This is a genomic window from Microcoleus sp. AR_TQ3_B6, assembly GCF_036702785.1.
Taxonomy (GTDB): Bacteria; Cyanobacteriota; Cyanobacteriia; order Cyanobacteriales; family Microcoleaceae; genus Microcoleus.
This window is the reverse complement of the sequence record NZ_JAUBVJ010000109.1, coordinates 1-23245: the sequence shown is the minus strand read 5'-3', so window position 1 is coordinate 23245 and position 23245 is coordinate 1. Positions and strand designations below refer to the sequence as shown.

General features: G+C 45.9%; 22 protein-coding genes and 1 pseudogene. 10 read left to right on the top strand and 13 right to left on the bottom strand.

Annotated features, from left to right (window positions below; translation table 11 throughout):
* Positions 1-393 precede the first annotated feature (393 nt).
* Positions 394-954 carry a hypothetical protein gene (locus QUB56_RS32405; protein WP_332960457.1) on the bottom strand — a complete coding sequence of 187 codons (561 nt, stop codon included), beginning with the start codon at positions 952-954 and terminating at the stop codon, positions 394-396.
* 320 nt (positions 955-1274) lie between these two features.
* On the opposite strand from QUB56_RS32405, the gene QUB56_RS32400 reads away from it, so the two are divergent.
* From QUB56_RS32400 to QUB56_RS32375, 6 genes are all read left to right on the top strand, one after another.
* Positions 1275-2477 (top strand): Coenzyme F420 hydrogenase/dehydrogenase, beta subunit C-terminal domain, encoded by a 1203-nt coding sequence (locus QUB56_RS32400; protein WP_332960456.1) that lies wholly within the window; start codon positions 1275-1277, stop codon positions 2475-2477.
* A 98-nt stretch (positions 2478-2575) separates the two neighbouring features.
* The gene (locus QUB56_RS32395; protein WP_332960455.1) at positions 2576-3610 is read left to right on the top strand and encodes a M28 family peptidase; all 1035 of its coding nucleotides are present in this window, start codon (positions 2576-2578) and stop codon (positions 3608-3610) included.
* 187 nt (positions 3611-3797) lie between these two features.
* Positions 3798-5075: a leucine-rich repeat domain-containing protein gene (locus tag QUB56_RS32390; protein WP_332960454.1), complete on the top strand. Its 1278-nt coding sequence runs from the start codon at positions 3798-3800 to the stop codon at positions 5073-5075.
* 42 nt (positions 5076-5117) lie between these two features.
* Positions 5118-5870: a leucine-rich repeat domain-containing protein gene (locus QUB56_RS32385; RefSeq protein WP_332960452.1), complete on the top strand. Its 753-nt coding sequence runs from the start codon at positions 5118-5120 to the stop codon at positions 5868-5870.
* Between the two features lie 35 nt (positions 5871-5905).
* A complete protein-coding gene (locus QUB56_RS32380) occupies positions 5906-6214 on the top strand; it encodes a hypothetical protein (RefSeq protein ID WP_332960451.1) in 309 nt (102 codons plus the stop codon).
* Positions 6215-6219: 5 nt separating this feature from the next.
* Positions 6220-7053, top strand: a complete 834-nt coding sequence (locus tag QUB56_RS32375; protein ID WP_332960450.1) for a leucine-rich repeat domain-containing protein — start codon at positions 6220-6222, stop codon at positions 7051-7053.
* A gap of 119 nt (positions 7054-7172) precedes the next feature.
* On the opposite strand, the gene QUB56_RS32370 is transcribed toward QUB56_RS32375, so the two are convergent.
* The gene (locus QUB56_RS32370; RefSeq protein ID WP_332960449.1) at positions 7173-7544 is read right to left on the bottom strand and encodes a DUF2237 domain-containing protein; all 372 of its coding nucleotides are present in this window, start codon (positions 7542-7544) and stop codon (positions 7173-7175) included.
* 49 nt (positions 7545-7593) lie between these two features.
* Positions 7594-8055 carry a GNAT family N-acetyltransferase gene (locus QUB56_RS32365; RefSeq protein ID WP_332960448.1) on the bottom strand — a complete coding sequence of 154 codons (462 nt, stop codon included), beginning with the start codon at positions 8053-8055 and terminating at the stop codon, positions 7594-7596.
* Positions 8056-8291: 236 nt separating this feature from the next.
* Between QUB56_RS32365 and QUB56_RS32360 the strand changes: the two genes are divergently transcribed.
* Both QUB56_RS32360 and QUB56_RS32355 read left to right on the top strand, forming a co-directional pair.
* On the top strand, positions 8292-8924 hold the full coding sequence (locus QUB56_RS32360; RefSeq protein ID WP_332960447.1) for a Vat family streptogramin A O-acetyltransferase: 633 nt from the start codon (positions 8292-8294) through the stop codon (positions 8922-8924).
* Between the two features lie 46 nt (positions 8925-8970).
* On the top strand, positions 8971-9291 hold the full coding sequence (locus QUB56_RS32355; RefSeq protein WP_332960446.1) for a DUF2834 domain-containing protein: 321 nt from the start codon (positions 8971-8973) through the stop codon (positions 9289-9291).
* A 199-nt stretch (positions 9292-9490) separates the two neighbouring features.
* On the opposite strand, the gene QUB56_RS32350 is transcribed toward QUB56_RS32355, so the two are convergent.
* Complete coding sequence (locus tag QUB56_RS32350) at positions 9491-10729, bottom strand: methionine gamma-lyase family protein (protein ID WP_332960445.1); 1239 nt, start codon at positions 10727-10729, stop codon at positions 9491-9493.
* Between the two features lie 80 nt (positions 10730-10809).
* On the opposite strand from QUB56_RS32350, the gene QUB56_RS32345 reads away from it, so the two are divergent.
* Both QUB56_RS32345 and QUB56_RS32340 read left to right on the top strand, forming a co-directional pair.
* The gene (locus QUB56_RS32345; RefSeq protein WP_332960443.1) at positions 10810-11622 is read left to right on the top strand and encodes an acyl-CoA desaturase; all 813 of its coding nucleotides are present in this window, start codon (positions 10810-10812) and stop codon (positions 11620-11622) included.
* A gap of 359 nt (positions 11623-11981) precedes the next feature.
* A complete protein-coding gene (locus tag QUB56_RS32340) occupies positions 11982-12797 on the top strand; it encodes a fatty acid desaturase (RefSeq protein WP_332960442.1) in 816 nt (271 codons plus the stop codon).
* A gap of 278 nt (positions 12798-13075) precedes the next feature.
* Here QUB56_RS32340 and QUB56_RS32335 read toward each other — a convergent pair whose 3' ends face one another.
* From QUB56_RS32335 to QUB56_RS32295, 9 genes and pseudogenes are all read right to left on the bottom strand, one after another.
* Positions 13076-13921 carry an ABC transporter permease gene (locus QUB56_RS32335; protein ID WP_332960441.1) on the bottom strand — a complete coding sequence of 282 codons (846 nt, stop codon included), beginning with the start codon at positions 13919-13921 and terminating at the stop codon, positions 13076-13078.
* A 97-nt stretch (positions 13922-14018) separates the two neighbouring features.
* Positions 14019-14930: an ABC transporter permease gene (locus tag QUB56_RS32330; protein ID WP_332960440.1), complete on the bottom strand. Its 912-nt coding sequence runs from the start codon at positions 14928-14930 to the stop codon at positions 14019-14021.
* 147 nt (positions 14931-15077) lie between these two features.
* On the bottom strand, positions 15078-16208 hold the full coding sequence (locus QUB56_RS32325) for a spermidine/putrescine ABC transporter substrate-binding protein (RefSeq protein WP_332960439.1): 1131 nt from the start codon (positions 16206-16208) through the stop codon (positions 15078-15080).
* Positions 16209-16483: 275 nt separating this feature from the next.
* Positions 16484-17614: an ABC transporter ATP-binding protein gene (locus QUB56_RS32320; RefSeq protein ID WP_332960438.1), complete on the bottom strand. Its 1131-nt coding sequence runs from the start codon at positions 17612-17614 to the stop codon at positions 16484-16486.
* A 259-nt stretch (positions 17615-17873) separates the two neighbouring features.
* A complete protein-coding gene (locus QUB56_RS32315; protein WP_332960437.1) occupies positions 17874-18560 on the bottom strand; it encodes a DUF4340 domain-containing protein in 687 nt (228 codons plus the stop codon).
* Between the two features lie 127 nt (positions 18561-18687).
* Positions 18688-20838, bottom strand: coding sequence for a Gldg family protein (locus QUB56_RS32310; RefSeq protein ID WP_332960436.1), 2151 nt, complete (start codon positions 20836-20838; stop codon positions 18688-18690).
* 44 nt (positions 20839-20882) lie between these two features.
* Positions 20883-21785 carry an Rpn family recombination-promoting nuclease/putative transposase gene (locus QUB56_RS32305; RefSeq protein ID WP_332960435.1) on the bottom strand — a complete coding sequence of 301 codons (903 nt, stop codon included), beginning with the start codon at positions 21783-21785 and terminating at the stop codon, positions 20883-20885.
* 170 nt (positions 21786-21955) lie between these two features.
* A complete protein-coding gene (locus tag QUB56_RS32300) occupies positions 21956-22756 on the bottom strand; it encodes an ABC transporter permease (protein ID WP_332960434.1) in 801 nt (266 codons plus the stop codon).
* 40 nt (positions 22757-22796) lie between these two features.
* A pseudogene (locus tag QUB56_RS32295) lies at positions 22797-23245 on the bottom strand (ATP-binding cassette domain-containing protein); the annotation flags it as partial.

Here is a 23245-nt window from a genome sequence, read left to right as displayed (position 1 = left end):
CATTGGAATGATTAAACCGCAGAGTACGCTCCAGAACGCAGAGTTCGAGAACAGAGAGATGAATAATTCCGATGAAGCGCGGATTTGATATTAATCCATCAACTTCAGTTACCAGATGGGGGCGATCGACAAAAAGCTGAAACTATAGCAGAGTTCCTTCCTTTCTGGAATCCATCTCAACGTTCACTGCGGAGAGGGTTTTCAGAGACTAATTGCTGAGGAAATGGCAAAATTGTCGGATGATGATGATGAGGATTAAGGAGACGCGGGGGATGGTACATCAGGAAAAATCCCTCTGTCAACTCCCAGAAAGCCTAAAAATCCTAAGAAAGAAGGAATAAAGTCCTTACTACAAACTGGTGAACCGGGACTTTTGCACTGTTGTTGAATATGTCAGTTTAGCTGCGTACCCACAATAATTTTTTGCACGCGATCGTCCTTAATTTCCAAAATCAAATTAGAAGCCTTTTGGTCATTGCTGTAAGTCAACCGATTCACTCCAGCCTGCACAGATTGCGACCCGTAACCGTAAATTTCAACAACTTTTTGGCTGTTATCTCCTACCTTCACACCATCAATTGTCAGAAACTTGGGATTGGTAGTAGAAATTAAATAAACTTTCCCCTCCCATGCTGCTACCGTCAATCCTGAGTAGGTTAGCGTGCGAATCTTGCCGCCGATGGCAGGCCCAGCAGGTTTAGTTTCGTCGCCCTGCGGTTTGCCCAACTTGCGTTTTGCCTCTTCTACAGACATCCCCAACCGAACCCCGCCAATCCCCAGGCGTGAATAATTCAGCGCCGCCGGCTTTTTTGTCGCGCTGAGCATTCTTTCTAGAGTCGCCACAGTTTGATTCATAGCGGGAGTAGGGCGAACTAAAGCAGCAAATCCTAAGCTCGAAATCGCGAGATTGATCAGGATGCTAGCGACGGCTGTTGCCACAAACATTTTTACCATTTTTTTATAGCTTTATTTGGCAATATATTCGCGCGATCGCCCGCTCGATCCGGATCTATACTAATAATCCCGCGTGCAGAGAATTCACTCCTACACAAGCAAAATCCGAGCTAAGAGGCACTAAAAGAGTAAAGATATTCATCCCCAAAAATATAACGCCTAGAAACCCGGTTTCTATAGGGGCAGTGCCAAGAGATCTCGCCCTGACGGATTTCTGAATACCAAACAAAGTTTTACGTTTAATTAGAGCGACTACTTAATAATTGGAATTGCTGTGATATCCTAACAAAAGCCATATCTGCATAAAATAAGTAATTTAGATGACCGCAACAGATTCTACTAAACACCAAAAGTCCAAAGCCCTGAAACCGGGTAGCCGCCGCCCCGCTAAAGAACTTTGCAGCGAGTGCGGTTTGTGCGATACATATTACATCCATTATGTCAAGGAATCTTGTGCTTTCTTAACACAGCACATCGCGGAACTGGAAGCAGAAATTCACGGGCGATCGCGCAATCTCGACAATCCCGATGATTGGTATTTCGGAGTCAGTCAAAATATGATGGCGGCTCGGAAAAAAGAGCCGATCGAGGGCGCTCAGTGGACGGGAATCGTCAGCACAATTGCCATTGAAATGCTCGAAAAAGGAATTGTAGAAGGCGTTGTTTGCGTTCAAAATACTAAGGAAGACCGCTTTCAACCTATGCCAATTATTGCGAGAAATCGGGAAGAAATTCTGGCTGCCAAAGTCAACAAGCCAACTCTCTCTCCCAATCTTTCAGTATTAGAACAAATCGCAGAATCTGGGATGAAGCGGCTGTTAGTAATTGGCGTCGGCTGTCAAATTCAAGCCTTGCGAACAGTCGAGAAAAAACTCGGTTTAGAGAAGCTCTACGTTTTGGGAACTCCCTGTGTCGATAATGTCAGCCGTGCAGGCTTGCAGAAATTTCTAGACACGACTAGCCGCTCTCCTGAAACGGTGGTTTCTTACGAGTTTATGCAAGACTTTAACGTTCACTTCAAACACGAAGATGGTTCGGAGGAAAAAGTGCCGTTTTTCGGGTTGAACACTAAGGAATTGAAAGATGTTTTTGCTCCTTCTTGTTTGAGCTGTTTTGATTATGTCAATTCTTTAGCAGATTTAGTTGTGGGCTACATGGGAGCACCTTTTGGCTGGCAGTGGATTGTGGTGCGAAATGATACGGGGCAAGAGATGTTAGATTTGGTAACGGATCAGTTAAATACTCAGCCTGTGATGTCTCAGGGAAACAGAAAAGAAGCGGTTCAGCAAAGCATTCCGGCTTATGAAAAAGGGGTGACTTTGCCGATGTGGGCGGCGAAGTTAATGGGAGTGTTTATTGAGAGAATTGGGCCGAAGGGTTTGGAATATGCTCGGTTTTCGATTGATTCTCATTTCACTCGCAATTATCTGTACGTGAAGCGGAATTACCCGGAGAAATTAGAGGCTCATGTGCCGGAATATGCTAAGCGGATTGTGGGGCAGTATAAGTTACCAGAGGTTTAAACTTGTAGGGTGCGTCAGTCAAAAGCTGTTGGATTATTGAAAAAATAACGCTAACTGACGCACCCTGCTACTCAAGGATAGCAAAAGATAGAAAACAAATGCACTTGGGAACGATCGAAGTAGGGAATCGCGGAACGTTAACTATACTGGCTATCCTTAGTACAATCTTAATTAGTCTGATTAGTGGGATATGGTTGAGTATGATTGCAATGCCCGGGAAAAGCTACAGCGGGACAATTCCACCTTTAACAGCACAGGAAATCTCGCTCCGAGATGCTTTACAGCGCGATGTGGAAAAGCTCTCTGGTGAAATCGGAGAGCGCAACTTTATACAATATCAAAAACTTGCAGAAGCTGCTGACTTTCTCGAAGCATCTTTTCAAGCTGCTGGCTATAAAGTTGAACGACAAGGATATAAAATTGATGAGAATTTTTATTATAACATAGAAGTGGAGATTCCCGGGGTAAAAAAGCCAGATGAAATTGTTGTAATTGGGGCACATTATGATTCTGTGGTGGGGAGTCCCGGGGCAAATGATAACGCAACTGGGGCGGCGGGAGTGCTGGCTTTAGCGAGAATGTTTGCAGGTAAAAAGCCTGAAAAAACTGTGCGTTTTGTTGAGTTTGTGAATGAGGAACCGCCTTTTTTCTGGACTGCTGATATGGGGAGTTTGGTTTATGCGAAAAGATGCAGAGAGCGTAATGAAAAAATTGTTTCGATGCTCAGTTTAGAAACAATTGGTTATTACTCAGATGCCAAAAACAGTCAGAAATATCCAGCACCATTAAACCTTTTTTATCCTACATCGGCAAATTTTATCGGATTTATTGGCAATACGTCCTCAAGTAAAGTGGTTAGAGAGGCGATCGCATCTTTCCGCCGCCATGCTGAATTTCCCTCGGAAGGTGCAGCAATTCCGGGTGGCATTCCTGGTGTTGGTTGGTCAGATCAATGGTCTTTTTGGCAACATGGTTATCCAGGGCTGATGGTGACAGATACTGCTCCCTATCGCTATCCTTACTATCACACGGCGCAAGATACACCGGATAAGGTTGATTGGGAACGGACGACGAAGGTGATAGCTGGATTGGACAAAGTTGTGGCAGATTTGGTGAAAGTTGATATTAATTAGTTGTGTAGGGTGCCCAGCGTGGAGATATCTAGCTCGGCACAGAATATCAGGCAAAATGACGCACCTATAAATTAGTATAAGTTGCCTGAATGAGGTGATTAAGAGAGTTTTTAATAGATGTTTTGCAGGGACACGGTAAGGCAGTGTCTTTGTTGTATACGGTTGGGAAAATTAGAGGTAAAGGATTATGACACTTATAGTTGCACACAAACACATGAAGTTACAAAAGTCGATCGCACTTACTTGTTGTGCGATCCTAGCATTATCTGGAAATGGACTGTCTGCCAAGGCTGCAGCAGAAGTGCGATCGGGAAACATGAGACGAACATTTGCCGATTGGTGTCGTGAAAAAGATTCTTTGAGTCCTGAAGCTAAACATACTGTTGAGGTGCTTTTGGAGAAAGCTGAAACTACTGAGTGCGATGCGGCTAATCAGAAACTTTCGACTCTCAGGGGACTCGTCCTCGACAACAATCATCTGGGCGACATCAAACCGCTAGAATCTTTGACTAACCTGACGGAGATCGCCCTCAAAAAAAATCAAATCAGCGACATCAAACCGCTAGAATCCTTGACTAACTTGACTCGGCTCGCCCTTAGTGACAATAAAATCAGCGACATCAAACCGCTAGAATCCTTAACTAACCTGACACAGCTAGACCTCAACAATAATTATCTGGGCGACATCAAACCTTTGCAATCCTTGACTAACCTGACACAGCTAGACCTCAACAATAATCATCTGGGCGACGTCAAACCTTTGCAATCCTTGACTAACCTGACACAGCTCTGGCTCAATGAAAATCAAATCAGCGACATCAAACCGCTAGAATCCTTGACTAAACTGACACAGCTCTGGCTCAATGAAAATCAAATCAGCGACATCAAACCGCTAGAATCTTTGACTAAACTGACTGATATCAAGCTCGGCGGCAATCAAATCAGCGACATCAAACTACTAGAATCCTTGACTAACCTGACTGTGCTGGTTCTCGACAACAATCAAATCAGCAACATCAAACCGCTAGAATCCTTGACTAACCTGACGGAGCTCGCGCTCGCCAACAATCAAATCAGCGACATCAAACCGCTAGAATCCTTGACTAACCTGAATTGGCTCGTCCTCGGAAACAATCAAATCAGCGATATCAAACCACTAGAATCCTTGACTAACCTGAATTTGCTGGTTCTCGACAACAATAAAATCAGCGACATCAAACCGCTAGAATCCTTGACTAACCTGACTTGTCTCGTCCTCGCAAACAATCAAATCAGCAATATCAAACCGCTACAATCCTTGACTAACCTGACGGAGCTCGGCATTGGCGACAATCAAATCAGCGACATCAAACCGCTAGAATCTTTGACTAATCTGACAGTGATCCGCCTCAGGGGGAATCCCATCGCTCCCAAAACTTGCCCCCTAAAGCCAGACTCTATCTGTGATTGGGCATTCTCGAATTAAATGCTCAAACTTTACTGTTGGGAAAATTAGAGGTAAAAGATTATGACACTTATAGTTGCACAGAAACACATGAATTTACCAAAGTCGATCGCACTTACTTGTTGTGCGATTCTAGCATTATCTGCAAATGGACTGTCTGCGAAGGCAGCAGAAACGCAGCGGGGAAACAGTAGACGAACATTTGCCGATTGGTGTCGCCAAAAAGCTGATTTGAGTCCTGAAGCTAAACGTACTGTTGAGGTGCTGTTGGAGCGAGCTGAGACTACTGAGTGCGATGCGGCTAATCAGAAACTTTCGAGTCTCACAGAACTCGACCTCCGAAACAATAACATCAGCGACATCAAACCGCTACAATCCTTAACTAACCTGACTTTTCTCTTTCTCGCCAACAATCAAATCAGCAACATCAAACCACTAGAATCCTTGACTAACCTGACTGGGATCGGCCTTAGCGACAATCAAATCAGCGACATCAAACCGCTAGAATCCTTGACTAACCTGACACTGCTCGACCTCGACAACAATTCTATCAGCGACATCAAACCGCTACAATCTTTGACTAACCTGACTGCGATCCTCCTCGCCAACAATTCTATCAGCGACATCAAACCGCTACAATCCTTGACTAACCTGACTGGGCTCGTCCTCGACAACAATTCTATCAGCGACATCAAACCGCTCGAATCTTTGACTAAACTGACGGAGCTCTACCTCAGCGGAAATCCGATCGCTTCCAAAACTTGCCCTCTCAAACCAGAGTCTATCTGTAAGTGGGAACCACTACCTAAACCATAAAACTTTACCGTTTAGGAAATTAGAGGTACAAGATTATGACACTTATAGTTGCACAGAAACACATGAAGTTACAAAAGTCGATCGCACTTACTTGTTGTGCGATCCTAGCATTATCGGGAAATGGAGTGTCGGCGAAAGCAGCAGAAGTACGATCGGGAAACATGAGACGAACATTTGCTGATTGGTGTCGCCAAAAAGCTGATTTGAGTCCTGAAGCTAAACATACTGTTGAAATGCTGTTGAAGAAAGCAGGGACTACTGAGTGCGATGCGGCTAATCAGACACTTTCGAGTCTCCGGAGATCTCACTCGAAAACAATCAAATCAGCGACATCAAACCGCTAGAATCCTTGACTAACCTGACGGAGATCTCACTCGAAAACAATCAAATCAGCGACATCAAACCGCTAGAATCCTTGACTAATCTGACGGAGCTCTTCCTCACCCACAATTCTATCAGCGACATCAAACCGCTAGAATCCTTGACTAACCTGACGGAGCTCTTCCTCACCCACAATTCTATCAGCGACATCAAACCGCTAGAATCCTTGACTAACCTGACGGAGCTCTTCCTCACCCACAATTCTATCAGCGACATCAAACCGCTAGAATCCTTGACTAACCTGACTGTGCTCCTCCTCACCAACAATCAAATCAGCGACATCAAACCGCTAGCATCCTTGACTAACCTGACTTGGCTCGTCCTCGATAACAATCAAATCAGCGACATCAAACCGCTAGAATCCTTGACTAACCTGGATTGGCTCTTCCTCGACAACAATAAAATCAGCGACATCAAACCGCTAGAATCCTTGACTAACCTGACGGAGCTCTTCCTCGACAACAATCAAATCAGCGACATCAAACCGCTAGAATCCTTGACTAACCTGACTTGGCTCTACCTTGACAACAATTCTATCAGCGACATCAAACCGCTAGCATCCTTGACTAACCTGGATTGGCTCTACCTTGACAACAATTCTATCAGCGACATCAAACCGCTAGCATCCTTGACTAACCTGACTCTGCTCGTCCTCGACAACAATAAAATCAGCGACATCAAACCGCTCGAATCTTTGACTAAACTGAGGGAGATTCCCCTCAGCGGAAATCCGATCGCTCCCAAAACTTGCCCTCTCAAACCAGAGTCTATCTGTAAGTGGAAACCACAAACTAAACCATAAAACTTTAGAATGCCGTCCGATCGCACTTAAATATTTCAGTTACTCTTGATAAATTTGGTATTCATCAGAAAAACACGATCGCCCTTATTGACTAAAAGCGATCGCACACCAATATCCTCCTACAAATCAGCAGCGTGCTGCTTCAATTCATCCAAAGAAACGTATTCCAAAGTCAAGGCGTGAGTCGCAGCCAAAACCACAGGCGGCGCCACTCCGGCATCCATTGCTTCCTTCCAGCGAGAGGCGCACAAACACCAGCAATCCCCAGGTTTCAAACCGGGAAAGTTAAATTCGGGAACCGGAGTGCTCAAATCATTTCCCTTCGATTTAGTGAATTGCAAAAACTCTTCTGTCAGTTGAGCACAAACAGTGTGAGCCCCAAAGTCGCCACCACCTGTATTGCATTTGCCGTCTCGATAATAGCCCGTCATCGGCGACGTGCAGCAAGTCTCTAATTTTCCGCCCACAACATTTGTAGCTTCCGTCACCATCGCAACTCCTCCGTAAAACTCTTCGATCTAATTTTACACAAATCGTTGTTTATATATTTTTTTCCATGGCAAAGTTGATGAGTTTTTGTCCTCTGCATTCTACTTCTTGTTTTCTAATCACAATAAATCCCTGGCTTTCAAAAAAAGGTCGAGCTGTAATGCTGGCTTCGGTAAATAACTTGTTAATTCCTAAGTCTTGGGCTTTTGACTCAATTTGTTTTAAAATTAGCCTGCCGACTCCTTGCCTTTGAAAATCTTGATGACAGTAAAAGCAATCGATATGGCCGCTTGCTTCTAATTCCCCAAAACCTGCAATTTTCTCACCCTCTTCTGCTACGAAAGTAAATTTACTGCTTAAACTTTTAGTCCAACTTTCGATATCCATATCTGCTGGCGCCCAAGCATCTACTTGTGCTTGTGTGTAATCGCGGATGTTTACTTCGTGTATGGTGTCGTAAAACAGTTTTACAATTTGTTGGGTATCACCGATTTCGTAGGTTCGTACTCTCATAAATTATCTCACTGCGATCGCTTCTTTGATATTAATTTGGGATTTGTAACCGCTTCGGAACGCGGATGGATGTTGGCTTTTACCATTTTGTCTCATTTCTTGCAGGGCGATCGATCCAAAATTTCTCGCCCGCCCCTTGACAAACTCTACTACTCTATGTTAATGAAGCATAAGCAAACTTAACTCGAATTAACAGTAGAGCGATCCAGCAGCTTAACGAATAAGGATAGAAACTGATGAGAGAAATTGGGCCCGATCCAAACCGACCTTATCCGATGGTCGATCAGCGGCGCGTATGCTTCCTCAAAAACTTTATTAAATCCCCCAACATTATCGTCGGCGATTACTCATATTACGACGATCCAATAAATCCAGAAAACTTTGAAAAAAATGTACTTTATAACTACGGAAACGAGCGATTAATTATTGGTAAATTTTGTGCGATCGCGACCAACGTAAAATTCATTATGAACGGTGCCAATCACAAACTAGACGGGATTTCAACTTATCCTTTTCCTATTTTTGGAAATGGTTGGGAAACAGCCATGAATTTATTAATGGAACTGCCCAGTAAAGGCGATACCGTCATTGGCAATGATGTTTGGATCGGCTATGAATCCCTGATTATGCCCGGAGTCAAAGTCGGCGACGGTGCCGTCATAGCCGCCAAATCCGTTGTAGTAAAAGACATTCCCCCTTACACCGTTGTGGGTGGAAACCCCGCCCATCCAATCAAACAGCGTTTTAGCGATGCTGAAGTTGCAGAACTCTTAGAAATTAGGTGGTGGGATTGGGAAATCGACAAGATTTCGCGCCATGTGAGCATAATTATGCAAAGCGATATTCAAGCACTCAGCAATGCTGAGTAAACTCGCAAATACAAGGGTTTTCTATTAACAAAGTGGAGGTTGAAAAATGTTGAAAATTGCCTACTTAATTTTATGTATTCTAGGCACTGCTTTGCCCTACTCCCAGTTTGTCCCCTTTCTTTTAGAAGAAGGGTTGAATATTAACGCTTTCTTCCGTGAGTTGTTTGCCAATCAAATTTCCGGTTTTTTCGGCATGGATGTAATAGTGTCATCCCTAGTTTTTGGGACTTTTGTATTTAGCGAAGGTTCGCGTCTCAAAATGAAAAACTTGTGGATTTATATTGTCAGTAACTTACTGGTGGGTGTTTCCCTGGGTTTGCCTTTATTTCTCCTAATGCGGCAGCGCAAACTTGAAGAAACAGCTTGAGAGTTTTGTAGTTGTTGGGTTTTGCTTTCGCACCCAACCTACACAATCTGGAAATCCAACATCAGCGTCAATCTGCGTGCATCTGCGGTTAAAAATCACAAACTTAGCTTCTTGCACAAAATCTACTATTTAATTCAAAACTCAGGGGGGGACAGGGAACCGTTAATCAACCCCTCTCCACTCCCAAGAGGCACCGCCCCTACAACTTATTTGCTGGGCCCACAGCATCGATCGCAGCTTCCAGAGCGATCGATACATGAGTCCAATGACTCCCCCCCTGACAAAAAGCCACGTAAGGAGGACGCAGAGGCCCATCAGCCGAAAACTCCGACGTACTCCCATCAATAAAAGTACCCCCAGCCATCACCAACTGACTCTCGTACCCCGGCATGGGAGCGGGCACCGGATCTAAATAGGAACCGACGGGGGAATTTTGCTGAACCGCGCGACAAAAAGCAATTAACTTCTGGGCCGAATTGAATTCGATCGCCTGAATCACATCTCTGCGCCTCGCCAAAGGAATAGGATTCACCCGATAACCCAACTTATAAAAAACATAAGCGGTCAAATGATTTCCCTTCTTCGCCTCCCCCACAACACCGGGAGCCATAAACAAACCCTGAAACAGCAACCGATTCAAATCAAAAGTTGCGCCGCCGCTGCTGCCGATTCCCGGCGCCGTCAAGCGACAAGCTGCCGCCTCTACCAGATCCGCCCTGCCGGCGACGTAACCTCCTGCAGGGACGATCGTACCCCCCGGATTTTTGATCAAAGAACCAGCCATCAGATCCGCACCGACAGCAGTAGGTTCACAATTTTCAACAAACTCCCCGTAACAATTATCAACAAAGCAAATTGTGCTAGGATTCTGATGTTTGACTATGGCGACGATTTTTTCAATCTCAGAAATAGACAAACTCGACCGCCAAGAATAGCCGCAAGAGCGCTGGATAAAAACCAGGCGAGTCTTTGGGGAAATAGTAGAGCTCAATGCCTGCCAATCCACACTTCCTTGACGAGTCAGAGGCAACTCACGGTAACTAATGCCAAAATCAAGCAGTGAACCTTGACCTTGCCCGCGCAAGCCGATCACTTCTTCTAAAGTATCGTAGGGAGAACCAGCCACTGCCAACATTTCATCACCAGGACGCAGGATGCCAAAAAGAGCACAGGCGATCGCGTGAGTACCCGAAACAAACTGTACCCGGACAGCCGCCGCCTCTGCCCCTACCACTTCTGCAAACACCCCGTCCAAAGTCTCCCGACCCAAATCGTCGTGGCCGTAACCCGTAACCCCTGCAAAATGGTGGACTCCAACCCGGTGGCTGCGAAAAGCTTTTAAGACTCGTTGAAGATTTTGCTTGACTGTCGCGTCAATACCAGAAAAAATCTGAAAGAGTGCCTGTTCTGCTTCCTGTAGCCGTGAAACGCTATTCATCTATACCTCGCTCACCCTTGGCGTGCGCGCTGTTCATTATGGCGTAGATGCGGCCCCTAGTTTGTAAACATAATATATTCATGACGATTGCAACTTCCAAAAAAACTTCTCCTGATTGGCCTGTCATAGGCTTTATGGCCTTTCTGCACATCGGTGCTTTATTTGCTTTGCTGCCGGGTAATTTTAGCTGGTCTGCGGTCGGGCTAGCACTATTCCTGCATTGGGTAACAGGTGGTTTAGGAATTACTCTCGGATTTCACCGCCTCGTCACGCACCGCAGTTTTCAAACACCGAAATGGCTAGAGTATTTTCTAGTTATTTGCGGTACCCTTTCCTGTGAAGGTGGCCCGATCGACTGGGTGGGAATGCATCGGTTACACCACATACATTCTGACACCGGAACAGATCCCCACGATTCCAATCAAGGCTTCTGGTGGAGCCACATGGGTTGGATGCTCTCGGATCTGCCGATCAGAGTTGAAATTCCCCGCTTTACCAAAGACATCGGCGACGACCCAGTATACAAGTTTCTCCAAGCATATTTTATCCCCATCCAAGTTGTCTTCGGTGTGTTGCTTTATTTATTAGGCGGCTGGTCTTTCGTGGTTTGGGGTGTGTTTATGCGGATCGTGGTGGTGTTCCACTGCACTTGGCTGGTGAACAGCGCTACCCACAAATTCGGCTACCGCACCTACGAGTCGGGCGATCGCTCGACGAACTGTTGGTGGGTGGCTCTGCTCACCTACGGCGAAGGCTGGCACAACAACCACCACGCCTTTCAATACTCGGCTCGCCACGGTCTCCAATGGTGGGAAATCGACTTCACCTGGATGACAATTCAATTGCTGCAATCGCTGGGTTTGGCAACCAAAGTGAAATTAGCAGAAAAATAGCGATCGGCAATTAGTCATTGGTTGTCGGTCATCAGTTCTGGACTAATGGCTCGTGACCAATGCCTAACCCTGTTTTTGCGATCGATATAGGTTGGGTTGAAGTCAGCTCGCATCCTCTGGTGCGATCGACCCAACCAAAACAATAATCAGTTATAATAGATTTGGGAAGAAAAAATTTTGTTTAGCAGCCAACTTTTTTATTGTCAAGACCAAACGGTAATTTTTTTTCCATCCTAATCCAAAATCTATCATTCATTATTTATTAGTTTGGGCAAGAGTGCAGCAAAATACTTCACTACCTCACCCCAAACTCTTGTACGTGAATCTAGCTCGGCATCTAATCAGAAATCAAAAATAGAATGACAATTGCAACGCAAAACAAACTCCAGTACAATTGGGCACACATTATTAGTTTAGCAGGAGTTCACATCGGCGCTTTGTTCGCCCTGCTTCCGAGTAACTTCAATTGGACAGCAGTGGGTTTAACTGTATTCATGCACTGGGTAACAGGCGGTTTGGGAATAACTCTCGGATGGCACCGCCTGCTCACCCACCGCAGTTTTCAGACACCAAAATTCGTCGAATATTTCCTAGCTTTTTGCGGAGCGCTTGCGTGTCAAGGAGGAATTATTCATTGGGTTGGCCTGCACCGCTTGCACCACACCCACTCGGACGAAAGCGCCCTCGATCCTCACAATGCCCAGAAGGGTTTTTGGTGGAGTCACCTGGGTTGGATGCTTTATAAAGGCCCCGCCCACGATGAAATTCCCCGTTGCACAAAAGACCTTTCTAGCGACCCGTTTTACCAATTTTTGCAAAACTACTTTCTCCCCATTCAAATCGCTTTTGGCGTCTTGCTCTACTTAGCAGCAGGCTGGTCTTTTGTAGTTTGGGTAATTTTTGTCCGCTTAGTTTTCGTGTATCACTGCACCTGGTTTGTAAATAGCGCCACTCACAAATTTGGCTACCGCACTTACGAAACGGAAGATAGTTCTACTAACTGTTGGTGGGTTGCTGCTTTGACTTATGGCGAAGGCTGGCACAACAACCACCATGCTTATCAATACTCTGCGCGTCACGGTATGAAATGGTGGGAAATTGACTTCACTTGGATGACAATTCAAGTTTTGGAAGCACTAGGTTTGGCTACTAAAGTGAAATTACCAGCCAAGTAGCAGCAATTGATATCATGTCCTCACGATTAACCCTAATATCCGGGTCGGGGCGGGTTTTTGAGATAGTCAATTATTGGCCGATATTGTTGGCTCACGGGCCCCTACAAAAATCGCGGTCCCTCGACCGGACATGATATGAGTCCTTGACGCAGAAGCTCTATAGGGCGCTTATGGCGCATCTTACCGCTTCAGAAACCCGGTTTCTCAAAGAAACCGGGTTTTTTGGTGACTAATAACCAATGACTAATGACTAATAACCAATGACCAATGACTAATGACTAATGAGCCCGTTTTTGCTCGCCCCGGCCGCGCAAATATTCCGCTAAAAACGCCAATCCTCCCGAACCTATGATCAACAGCACGCTCAGAGCATTAATATCAGGTTTTACCCCAGTCCGAATCCGGCTAAAAATTTCCATCGGTAGAGTTGTAGTCCCGCTACCTGCTGTAAAACTCGCAATCAAAAAATCGTCCATGCTGAGGACAAAAGACAGCAGACAACCGGAAACTATTCCGGGTATTAATTGAGGGAGCAAAACCTGAATAAAAGCCTCAACAGGCGTTGCACCTAAATCCAAGGCAGCCTCTTCTAAATACGGGTTTAAATCTGCCAATCTAGTAGAAACAGCTAGAGCGATGTAAGCCAGACAAAACACAACGTGAGCGGCGACTATTGTCCACAAACTCAGAGGAATAGCTAGCGCCGCTAAAAATACCAGAGTAGCAACTGCGGTCGCAATATCTGGAATAATAATCGGCAAGTAGGAAATTCCCTGATATAAACTCTTGCCAGGAAAGCGGTAGCGGGCTAAACCAACGGCCATCAAAGTGCCGAGTACAGCCGAGATTGCAACTGCACAAACAGCGACTGTTAAACTGTTTCTCAGGGCAATTAAAATCCGCGTATCGCTAAATAATTTAACGTACCAATCTAAAGTAAATCCTTCCCAACCGGCGCTAAAACGCGATTTGTTAAAGCTGTAAAAGGTGAGTACGAGGATGGGCAGGTACATATAAAAAAACATCACAACGGCAAATATCACCTGCCAAGAAATCTTAAATTTAGGTTTTAAGTACATATCGGCTTGTATTTCCTCCTGTGGATTTTCTGCAGTATTTTCCATGTCTCGGTAATCGGTAATTGGTAATGGGTAATTGGTAATTGGTTAGGATTGTTTTCTTCCTTCTTCCTTCTTCCTTCTTCCTTCTTCCTTCTTCCTCCTAAATTGCATTACGATCGCCATATTTGAGCAAAAGGGCAATTCCGATACTCACTGCAAAGATTAATACCATACTCAGAGCCGAACCCAGCCCCCAATTTTGAGTCGCCCCCAAAAATTGATTGTAAATCAAACGAGCCGCCGTCATACTCGAAGCTCCACCGAGCAACTCCGGATCGACAAAATCGCCCAAACAGCTAATAAATACCAGCAAAGAACCCGCAGCAATTCCCGGCATCGTCTGAGGTACTGTCACTTTCCAGAAAGTTTCCACTGGATTGGCGCCCAAATCCTGAGATGCTTCTAGCAACCTGCGGTCTAACTTTTCCAAAGAAGCGTAAAGAATTGTCACGATATAAGGCAAATAACTGTAAGCCATGCCGATTAAAACTGCGGAACTTTGATTAAGCAATTCCATAGGAGGAATGCCTAGAATTGCCAGCAGCGAGTTGAGAACCCCTGTAGGACGCAGAATTGTAATCCAAGCATACGATCGCAACAGCGAAGAAGTCCACAGCGGCAACACAAAGCCTAACAAAGTTAAATTCCGCCACTTTTTCGAGACATTGAGGGCGATCCAGTAAGCGACGGGAAATCCCAGCAGCAAACACAGAATGGTAGTCCCCGTTGCGAAAAAAAGCGATCGACCCATCACCTGTAAATTCAGCGGCTCAAACACTCGCAGGTAATTGCCAATTCCCGAAGGATTCACCAAATCTCCCGGCTTAATATTGGGAACCAAACTAAGCTGAAAAATCACCAGAGTTGGTATGACTAATAATAAAAGCAGCAACAAGCCAGAAGGGCCGAGCAATGCCAGCGGACCTGTCCACGCTGACCACGGGGAAACAGTTTCAGCCTTCAAGGAAGAATTGGGAGGCAGAGGAGGGGGAGTTCTAGTTGAAACAGCCATATATCATCAATTTTTTTGAGTTTTTAACCGCTGATTAACGCGGATATAATACGGATATAGTGGGCGAGCGGCCCGACGGGGGCGGGTTGATGTAAATATTGGGTAAGAATCAGAGATTGGGTGTAAAACCCGCCCTAGGTTTGATGATTAGCCGCTGGTTAATTTAGTCCAATAGCGATCGTACACTTCCATAAATTTCCCTACCGGAGCGACACCTTCGCAATTTTTCAAAACAGCTTCCGAAGGGAAAAGAAGCTCATTTTCGCGGAGTTCCGGCGTCAACAAACTAAAAGCATCTTCCGAAGGAGTTGAAAAACTGAGCCGCTCTACTAAAGAAGCAGCAACATCGGGCTGCAGCAGAAAGTTAATCCATTTATAAGCTGCTTCGGGATTGGGAGCACCTTTAGGAATTACTAAAGTGTCAGTCCACAGAGAAGAACCGCTTTTGGGGACGACATACTTCAATTTATCGTTATCTGAAATTACTTCATTAGCATCAGAAGAATAACACATAGCTAGCTTCAAATCCCCGGTCAGCATTTGAGGCCGCCAAGCATCTGTAGTAAAAGATGCGATCGCCGGTTTGAGTTCCACCAACTTTTCGTAAGCTTGTTTTACTTGCTCTTGGTTCGTAGAATTCAGAGAATAGCCCAGCATCCGCAACGCAGCGCCCATGACTTCTCGAACATCACTCGCCAGCGTCATTCGCTTTGCTAACTCCTGTTTGTGCTCCCACAAATAACTCCAATCTTCAGGAGCTTCTTTGAGTTGTTCGGTGTTGTAAATCAAGCCTGTGGTTCCCCAACTCAAAGGCACGCTGTAGCGGTTTCCTGGGTCATACACAGGGTTTTGGAACTGTTTTTTGAGCCGATCGATCCCGCCCAAACTCGAATGGTCTAATGGGCTCAACAGCCCCAGTTCCGTCATTTGAACCACCATGTAGTCAGACGGGTAAATGATGCTGTAGGCGCGGGCGCCACCGGCTTGAAGTCTCGCCAGCATCTCTTCGTTGGAGCTAAACACGTCGGCCACTACGCGAATGCCGGTTTTTTCGGCAAAGCGATTGAGCAAAGCGTTATCGGTATAGCCTGCCCAAGTATAGATGTAAAGTTGGTCGGCTGAACTTTTGACGACAGGAGCAGATTGTACGTCTGCCAGTCGCCAGCCGCAACTCGAAACAGCTAACCCGGAAATTGTCGCCGCCGAATTTTTTAGGAACTGACGGCGTGTAGAATTAGCCGGGAAAATCCTGGAAATTGGTAAGTTAGTCGGAGGCACAGTTCGATTTTAGATTTTAGATTTTAGATTTTAGATTGGGGAATTGGGGATTGGGAAATTCGATTTTAGATTTTAGATTTTAGATTGGGGAATTGGGGATTGGGAAATTCGATTAAATCCGTTAAATCCCGTACACTGCTCGTTGCCGAACTTCCCTGCAACATCCATCCGTTAAATCCGTTTAATCCCGTACACTGCTGGTTGCCGAACTTCCCGACCTCCGTGACATCCGTTAAATCTCGATCGCGTCTTTGTTGCCGAACTTCTTTCGGTAATTATCCTCGATCGGTCAAAGCGAGACAATCATTAGTTCCCCAGTAAGCGTAAATCGGCGTGTGCGGATCTGGGAAAGAGCCACCGGTATTTGGCTGGCGCACTGTAATTTTATCGCCCGACGCCAACTCCACCAAGTAATGAACGTGCGTGCCCATGTACATAGTATTTTTGAGCCGCCCTTCAAAACAGTTGACGGACACTTCCGGCTGGTAAAGATTCAAATATACTTTTTCCGGCCGGACGCTGACCACAACAGAGTCGCCTGTGACACCACTCCACATATCCGACTGCTGAACGATTATTGTCAGATTGGCTGATGTGCGAACTGTGATAGTCGATCGGTCGATCGATTCTACCGTACCCGCAAACAAATTCGTATCCCCAATAAAATCCGCCACAAAAGCCGTCTGCGGGCACTCATAAATTTCTTCAGGAGAGCCAATTTGCTCAATCCTGCCCTCGTGCATCACAGCAATCCGGTCAGACAGACTCATCGCCTCTTCTTGGTCGTGAGTCACCATCACAAAAGTCAAGCCCAATTCTTGATGCAAATTCGACAGTTCCAACTGCATCTGCTTCCGCAACTTCAAATCCAGAGCACCTAGGGGCTCGTCCAGCAGCAGAACCGCCGGTCGATTTACCAGAGCTCTCGCCAAAGCCACCCGCTGCTGCTGACCGCCCGACATTTGACCGGGATACCTGTTGGCGAAAGATTCCATTTTCACCAATTGCAAAACTTCCCGTACCCGTTCTTCAATTTCCGCTTTCCCCAGCTTTTTTATCCGCAATCCAAAAGCGATATTGTCCCAGACATTCATGTGTCCGAACAAAGCATAGCTTTGAAACACAGTATTTACCGGACGGCGGTAAGCTGGAGTGTTGGTCATCGACTGGCCGCGAATCATCAATTCGCCCGCCGAGGGAGTCTCGAACCCAGCGATTAACCGCAGGGTCGTAGTCTTGCCGCAGCCGCTAGGCCCGAGAATGCTAAAAAATTCTCCTTGGCGAATGCTGAGGTCTACTGCGCGGACTGCGGTTTCGCCGTTAAATACCTTGAAGACCTTGCGGAGTTCAACGTCAAGCGTTGTATCCGTTGCTGTCGTACCTTGGTTGAGTGCTGTCTGAAACATATTCGCCCTTTCCTGGGGGTAATGCACGCTACTTAAATACAGTTTAAGTTTAGACTTTTCTGTATTTTAGGTGCGGAATGTTGGATTTAACAGGTTTTGGGATTTGTTCTTTAAATTTTATCCCAGAGCGCACCATTGTCAGCAACAGGCTTCCCTAGCCTGTTCCACAATAAAATTCACTGTTTGTGGAACAGGCTAGGGAAGCCTGTTCATAAAAGGCTTATTGAGAATGGTGCAACATCGAGGAGCGACTGGGCATCTATTTATTCTCAGGACTTGGGGTCGGAGAGGGTTTTTGCGGTTTGTCTGTTTTGGGTGCTTCTGCTTTTTTCCACTCTGACAAAGGTCGCTGGACGGCATTTTTAAAGTCAAATGGCACTAGCAGCACGGGCAAATTTTGGGCTGAATTTTGAGAGGAGGCGGACGGCGGATTGGCTTGAGCGTACAAGAAGCGGCCGCTAAAGTCTGTTTTGCCTAAAACTAGGCGGTGAGTTTCCTGGTTGTCCAGTTTTACTGTGACTGTAGCTTGGGGTTGGTCGAGACCGTATTCTGGCAGTTTAGCAGCAGTAATATTAATCGTGCGATCGCTCTTTCCTGTTGCCAGTCTGTCTAGCAAAAAATCCACCGATGCCTGACTTGCCTGTGCTTGCACTGGCAATTTCATTTCCCAGATCGACTTGCCTCCTTTTGTAGCATAAACTCGCTCAAAAGTCAATATCTTTTCGGGAGTTTTGACTGTAAAGAATTGTACGCGATCGGAGTTAAAAGCAAAAATTTTCTGTTTTTCTTCCTTAGCAGCTTCCTGTTTCGGAGAGATTTGCATCTCGAACAAAGCAACCAACCCAGTCATGCTCAACGCGACGGCTATCAATACTAATGTATTTTTCTGCAATTTCATAATAACTGAGAATTGGGCATTGGGAATTGGGCATTGGGAATTGGGCATTGGGAATTGGGCATTGGGAATTGGGGAGTCTGTTATTAATAACAACAGACAACAGTCAACAGTCAACTGACAACAGACAACAGTCAACAGTCAACTGACAACAGACAACAGTCAACAGTCAACTAACTTATCTTCTCTTCCACCAGATAGCGCCGCCAATTCCCAGTCCGAGTAAAGGCCAAATTAGCCAAGCTAAAACCAGCAATCCTACTTGGATGGGCGTCATGTTAATGCGGCGATTGGTAGCTTTTTTCGGACTGATAGAAAAGCTTTGCTGGTCTGGTTTACTCAGCCAACTGACTGAATTGAGAAACACGTCGCTATTGAGTTGTTGGTCAAACCAACCGTTAGTCACAAATTGAGATGTGCCAATTACTACCATTCGCGATGTTTTTCTAGGAGTTGAAGGCGCAGAAGGAGTTGATTTTGGACTGGGTGTCGGTGTGGGAGATGCTGTGGGAGATGCTGTTGGTGTCGGTGTGGGAGATGCTGTGGGAGATGCTGTTGGTGTCGGTGTGGGAGATGCTGTGGGAGATGCTGTGGGTGTCGGTGTGGGAGATGCTGTGGGAGATGCTGTTGGTGTCGGTGTGGGTGTTGGCGAAGTCGTCGGTAATGCTGGAGGCGTAGCTTCTTGCGAGACAATCACCGAATAGCTAATTGGGGAAGCTGTTGGCGAAGTTGTCGGCGATGGTGAAGTTGTCGGCGATGGTGATGTTGTCGGCGATGGCGAAGTTGTCGGCGATGGTGATGTTGTCGGCGATGGTGATGTTGTCGGCGATGGCGAAGTTGTCGGCGATGGTGAAGTTGTCGGCGATGGTGAAGTTGTCGGCGATGGCGATGTTGTCGGCGATGGTGAAGTTGTCGGCGATGGCGATGTTGTCGGCGATGGTGATGTTGTCGGCGATGGTGAAGTTGTCGGCGATGGCGATGTTGTCGGCGATGCTTGGGGTGAAGGCGTGGCCCCTGTTGGTGTTGGTGGAGGTGAGGGCTTTAAGGGAGTGCTGTCAGTGGCCGATCGAACTAAAGCTACACCTAATAATAGCGGACCTTGTCGATCGGTCTTCTGATCGAACTCCAATTTCCGCGTCGTCAAATCGCTTTCGGCCCAACTTTCCTCACTCGTCCAAATCAGCGGTTTTTCCTCTATCCCTTCTACTGGCGAGGTTTCCAAAGCACGCGCAAACGGATAAAATGAAATACCGCTGCCAAAACTTTGAGTAATCGGATGTTCGCCGTAGCGCCTGACTGTGGGAACCGTGGGGCCGAGTCCAAATCTTTGACCAGTGCCCGAAGCATCGATAGCCAAACGGGCATCTAGTTTTACGCCCCATTCTTGCAGCATTTTGTCCAATCCCGTATCAATTGCCGGGTCTACCATTAAAAATAAACTGCCGCCGCTATCGAGATAAGCTTTTAGTGCTTTAATTTCTGTATCGGAAAACGGTTTTTCCAACCCGGGAACGATTAAAGCATCTGCATCTTCTGGCACTACTTTGCGTTCGGTCAAATTCAGTGTTTGGACGTTGTAGTATTTATCTTTGAGAGCTTTTTCAGCTTGCTGAATTCCGCCTTGACCTTCCTTTAGCGGGCGGGCTCCTTTCCCTTGCAAAAAGTAAACTGTAGCAACGCGAGTACTAAGAATTTCTTCTAAGCCATTGGTAAGTTTTATCTCTGAAAGACCTTGATTCGGGTCGCTACCAAAAGCAGTCCCGCCTTTTTGCAGCACCTGTTTTTTGTCACCGGATTGCAGGTAAACTTCTCCGATGCTGGTAATGCTAAATTCCCGCGCTTTTCCCGGTTGGGCTAGCGGGTCAACAAACTCAAATTGGAACTTTTCGCCTCCCTCGCGTTTGTAGCTTTGCAGCAATTCTTTGATTTGGGGATTTTGGGTAGGGTCAAACACCCAAACTTTGACTGTTTGTTGCAAATTTCGCAGTATTTGTTGAGTCTGCGGGGCGAGGGTAAATTGTTGGCTTTCGGTTAAGTCGATGCGGACGGGATAACGAACTGCTATGAAGTTAATTACTCCGAGAATCACAAAGACGGCGAGGGTAGCAATCAGGGCGTTGGTGCTGGCTTGAGTGGAACGCTTCCCCCAAAAGCTTTGTTCGTAACTCAAATATAGCAGCCAAAGTGCGATCGTCACTGTTCCGGCAATAACTAAACCGACTGTCAGGGGTTCCCATACTCCGGATACAAGTGCTGCTGTTACCCCCGCTGCGATGAGGAGGGGACCCAGCAAAAAAACGTATTTCCAATTTTTTTTTCTAATTTTCATAAGGTAAATATTGAGTGACCCAATTCCGGTTATAGAAGGTTATTCTATATCGCATTAGCCTGCAACCATACTGTTAAATCAGACTGATGTTTGAAATCCAGCACAGCCTCTCCTAAGTTTTCTAATTCCTGTACGCTTAATTTACGGATGCTGTTTTCTGTTTCTGGTTGTATAGTGCCTAAACGCCGCACTAGCTGACGCAATATTAACGAGAGTTGAGCGGTTTTTGTCACCTGTTCTCTTGCTATCTCTATGGCAATCTGCTGGTCTTGAATCCACAGTTCTTGCTTCTCCAATTCCTTTAATTCTTCCTGAGTGAAGTTGTCTTCCCTGGCAATTCTAAAAGCTTTCTGAATCTCGGGAACTGCACTCAGTGTTTCTGGTACTGTCTCCAGAGTCCTGGTGTTTTTGATAAAGTAGATCCATTGGTCGGCGGTTGTTTCTAATTCTGCTAATTCCTTGCTAAATTTTGGCAGTTCGATAAATACTAATTCTATTTCAGTATCTGGACACTCAAACTGGTGTTCTTTTTCTTGGAAAACAAACCGCGACATAAATTCGGGCTGATTTTCAAACATTTCAAAGTCGGCAATTTTCAAAGAAATTACTGTTTTTAATCTTTCGTAGCGGTCTTTTCCTGTTAATTGCTGGCTGTAGCTTTTGGCAGCGTTGTACAAAACTCTATTCCCGAAGGAAGGCACGTTGATCAGTTGAATTTCAACGAGGGCGATTCTGTCGCCGTTAATTGTGGCTTTGACATCTAAGCGTGTCTCTTGGATCCCAAGAGTTGGATTTTCTGGTTGGGAGTCGATTATTTCTAAGTCTTCGATGAGCGGCTGTCCTTCATAAAGGATGGCGTTTAAAAAATTAATCAGGATGTCTTTGCTGTCGCTGGAACCGAATATTTTTTTGAACGCAAAGTCGATTTTGGTATCTATAAATCTCATTCTTTCAAACAATTAGTGGAATAACTAACATTAATTGAGAATTGGGAATTGGGAATTGGAAATTGGGAATTGGGAATTGGGAATTGGGAATTGGGAATTGGTGGCCTATCCTTTAATCTCCCACTCTCCGACTCTCCCCTCTTTATTCCCGGAACCCTTGCCTGATTTTTTTAAGAACGCTGATATCGCAAGGCATCGATGGATTGGGCGGTCAGAAATACTCCTAAAATTATGTAACTGGCAAACATAATTAAACTACTGGTATCGAAAACTCCCTTGACAAGATTTGTGTAATGTGTTAAGAGCGACAAATGTCCTAATGCTGTTCCGAAAGGGCCACCGATACCGACGGCGGCTGCATCGATCACCCAGAGAAATAATACTAGAGCGAAGGTGAGGATGGCTGATAAAATTGTGCTGTCTGTGAGGGAGGAAATAAACATTCCGAGGGACAATACTCCTGCGGCTAGTAATATTAAGCCACCGTGTCCTAGCAGGAGAACTGAGGGGGGTACGGGTGGGGTTGAGGAACTGAGGGCGATCGCCTCGCAGAACAGCACGGGCAGCAACATTGTGGTATAAAATGTTAAAACGCCGAGGAGTTTGCCGGTAGCAACTGCCCAGTTTGTTAAGGGCGATGTGGCTAATAGTTCTAAAGTGCCGCGTTTGCGTTCTTCTGCGTAAAGTCCCATTGAGAGTGCGGGTAGTACGAACAACGAAAGGGAACCCATGATTCGCAGGAATAGTTGCAGGAATTCGTAGGGTACGTCGATGGGAGGTTCGGTAATTCCCATTTGGTCTCGCTGCCCGATTTGGGGAATTAACCCGTCGGGGGCGAGGAGGATGGCTATTAAAAAGTAGCCGGTGATTAACCAAAAGACTGCTGCGATGGCATAGGCTAATGGCGAGGCAAAATAGCTTTGTAGTTCTTTGCGGTAAATTGCGACAATATTACTAATCATTACTAACATTTAGGAATTGGGAATGGGTAATTGGTCATTGGTAATTGGTTCATTCTGAGTCGCCGGCAGGTGGTGTTTCGCTGTCTTCGCTATCCTGTTGTTTTCTTTCTATTTGTCGCTTTTTGGTAATAGGTGGCTGTTGTGGTAGAGAATTGCTACTCGGTTGTGGCTTTTTTTTAAGTGGCCGATTTTTTACAACTGGTTGGGATTCTGGTTGAGGATGTTCTAGCGACTTTGGTGTATCTAAAATCGGTTGTGGTTCTGGTTGAGAACTTTCTAGGGACTCTAGTGTTTCGACAATCGGCAGATTTTCGACAACCGGTGCTGGTTGAGGAGGTTCTAGGGACTCTACTGGTTGGACAATCAGCAGAGTTTCGACAACCGGTTCGGGTTGAGGAGGTTCTAGGGACTCTACTGGTTGGACAACCGGTTCGGGTTGAGGAGGTTCTAGGGACTCTACTGGTTGGACAATCAGCAGAGTTTCGACAACCGGTTCGG

Excerpts from the sequence above, each read along its gene's own strand:
- QUB56_RS32335 (WP_332960441.1), bottom strand. The coding sequence starts at position 13,921 with ATGGAAAATACTGCAGAAAATCCACAGGAGGAAATACAAGCCGATATG.
- QUB56_RS32345 (WP_332960443.1), top strand. The coding sequence starts at position 10,810 with ATGACGATTGCAACTTCCAAAAAAACTTCTCCTGATTGGCCTGTCATA.
- QUB56_RS32350 (WP_332960445.1), bottom strand. The coding sequence starts at position 10,729 with ATGAATAGCGTTTCACGGCTACAGGAAGCAGAACAGGCACTCTTTCAG.
- QUB56_RS32300 (WP_332960434.1), bottom strand. The coding sequence starts at position 22,756 with ATGTTAGTAATGATTAGTAATATTGTCGCAATTTACCGCAAAGAACTA.
- QUB56_RS32370 (WP_332960449.1), bottom strand. The coding sequence starts at position 7,544 with ATGGTGACGGAAGCTACAAATGTTGTGGGCGGAAAATTAGAGACTTGC.
- QUB56_RS32355 (WP_332960446.1), top strand. The coding sequence starts at position 8,971 with ATGTTGAAAATTGCCTACTTAATTTTATGTATTCTAGGCACTGCTTTG.
- QUB56_RS32310 (WP_332960436.1), bottom strand. The coding sequence starts at position 20,838 with ATGAAAATTAGAAAAAAAAATTGGAAATACGTTTTTTTGCTGGGTCCC.
- QUB56_RS32385 (WP_332960452.1), top strand. The coding sequence starts at position 5,118 with ATGACACTTATAGTTGCACAGAAACACATGAATTTACCAAAGTCGATC.
- QUB56_RS32305 (WP_332960435.1), bottom strand. The coding sequence starts at position 21,785 with ATGAGATTTATAGATACCAAAATCGACTTTGCGTTCAAAAAAATATTC.
- QUB56_RS32320 (WP_332960438.1), bottom strand. The coding sequence starts at position 17,614 with ATGTTTCAGACAGCACTCAACCAAGGTACGACAGCAACGGATACAACG.
- QUB56_RS32405 (WP_332960457.1), bottom strand. The coding sequence starts at position 954 with ATGGTAAAAATGTTTGTGGCAACAGCCGTCGCTAGCATCCTGATCAAT.
- QUB56_RS32390 (WP_332960454.1), top strand. The coding sequence starts at position 3,798 with ATGACACTTATAGTTGCACACAAACACATGAAGTTACAAAAGTCGATC.
- QUB56_RS32380 (WP_332960451.1), top strand. The coding sequence starts at position 5,906 with ATGACACTTATAGTTGCACAGAAACACATGAAGTTACAAAAGTCGATC.
- QUB56_RS32360 (WP_332960447.1), top strand. The coding sequence starts at position 8,292 with ATGAGAGAAATTGGGCCCGATCCAAACCGACCTTATCCGATGGTCGAT.
- QUB56_RS32315 (WP_332960437.1), bottom strand. The coding sequence starts at position 18,560 with ATGCCCAATTCCCAATGCCCAATTCCCAATGCCCAATTCTCAGTTATT.
- QUB56_RS32365 (WP_332960448.1), bottom strand. The coding sequence starts at position 8,055 with ATGAGAGTACGAACCTACGAAATCGGTGATACCCAACAAATTGTAAAA.
- QUB56_RS32340 (WP_332960442.1), top strand. The coding sequence starts at position 11,982 with ATGACAATTGCAACGCAAAACAAACTCCAGTACAATTGGGCACACATT.
- QUB56_RS32400 (WP_332960456.1), top strand. The coding sequence starts at position 1,275 with ATGACCGCAACAGATTCTACTAAACACCAAAAGTCCAAAGCCCTGAAA.
- QUB56_RS32330 (WP_332960440.1), bottom strand. The coding sequence starts at position 14,930 with ATGGCTGTTTCAACTAGAACTCCCCCTCCTCTGCCTCCCAATTCTTCC.
- QUB56_RS32395 (WP_332960455.1), top strand. The coding sequence starts at position 2,576 with ATGCACTTGGGAACGATCGAAGTAGGGAATCGCGGAACGTTAACTATA.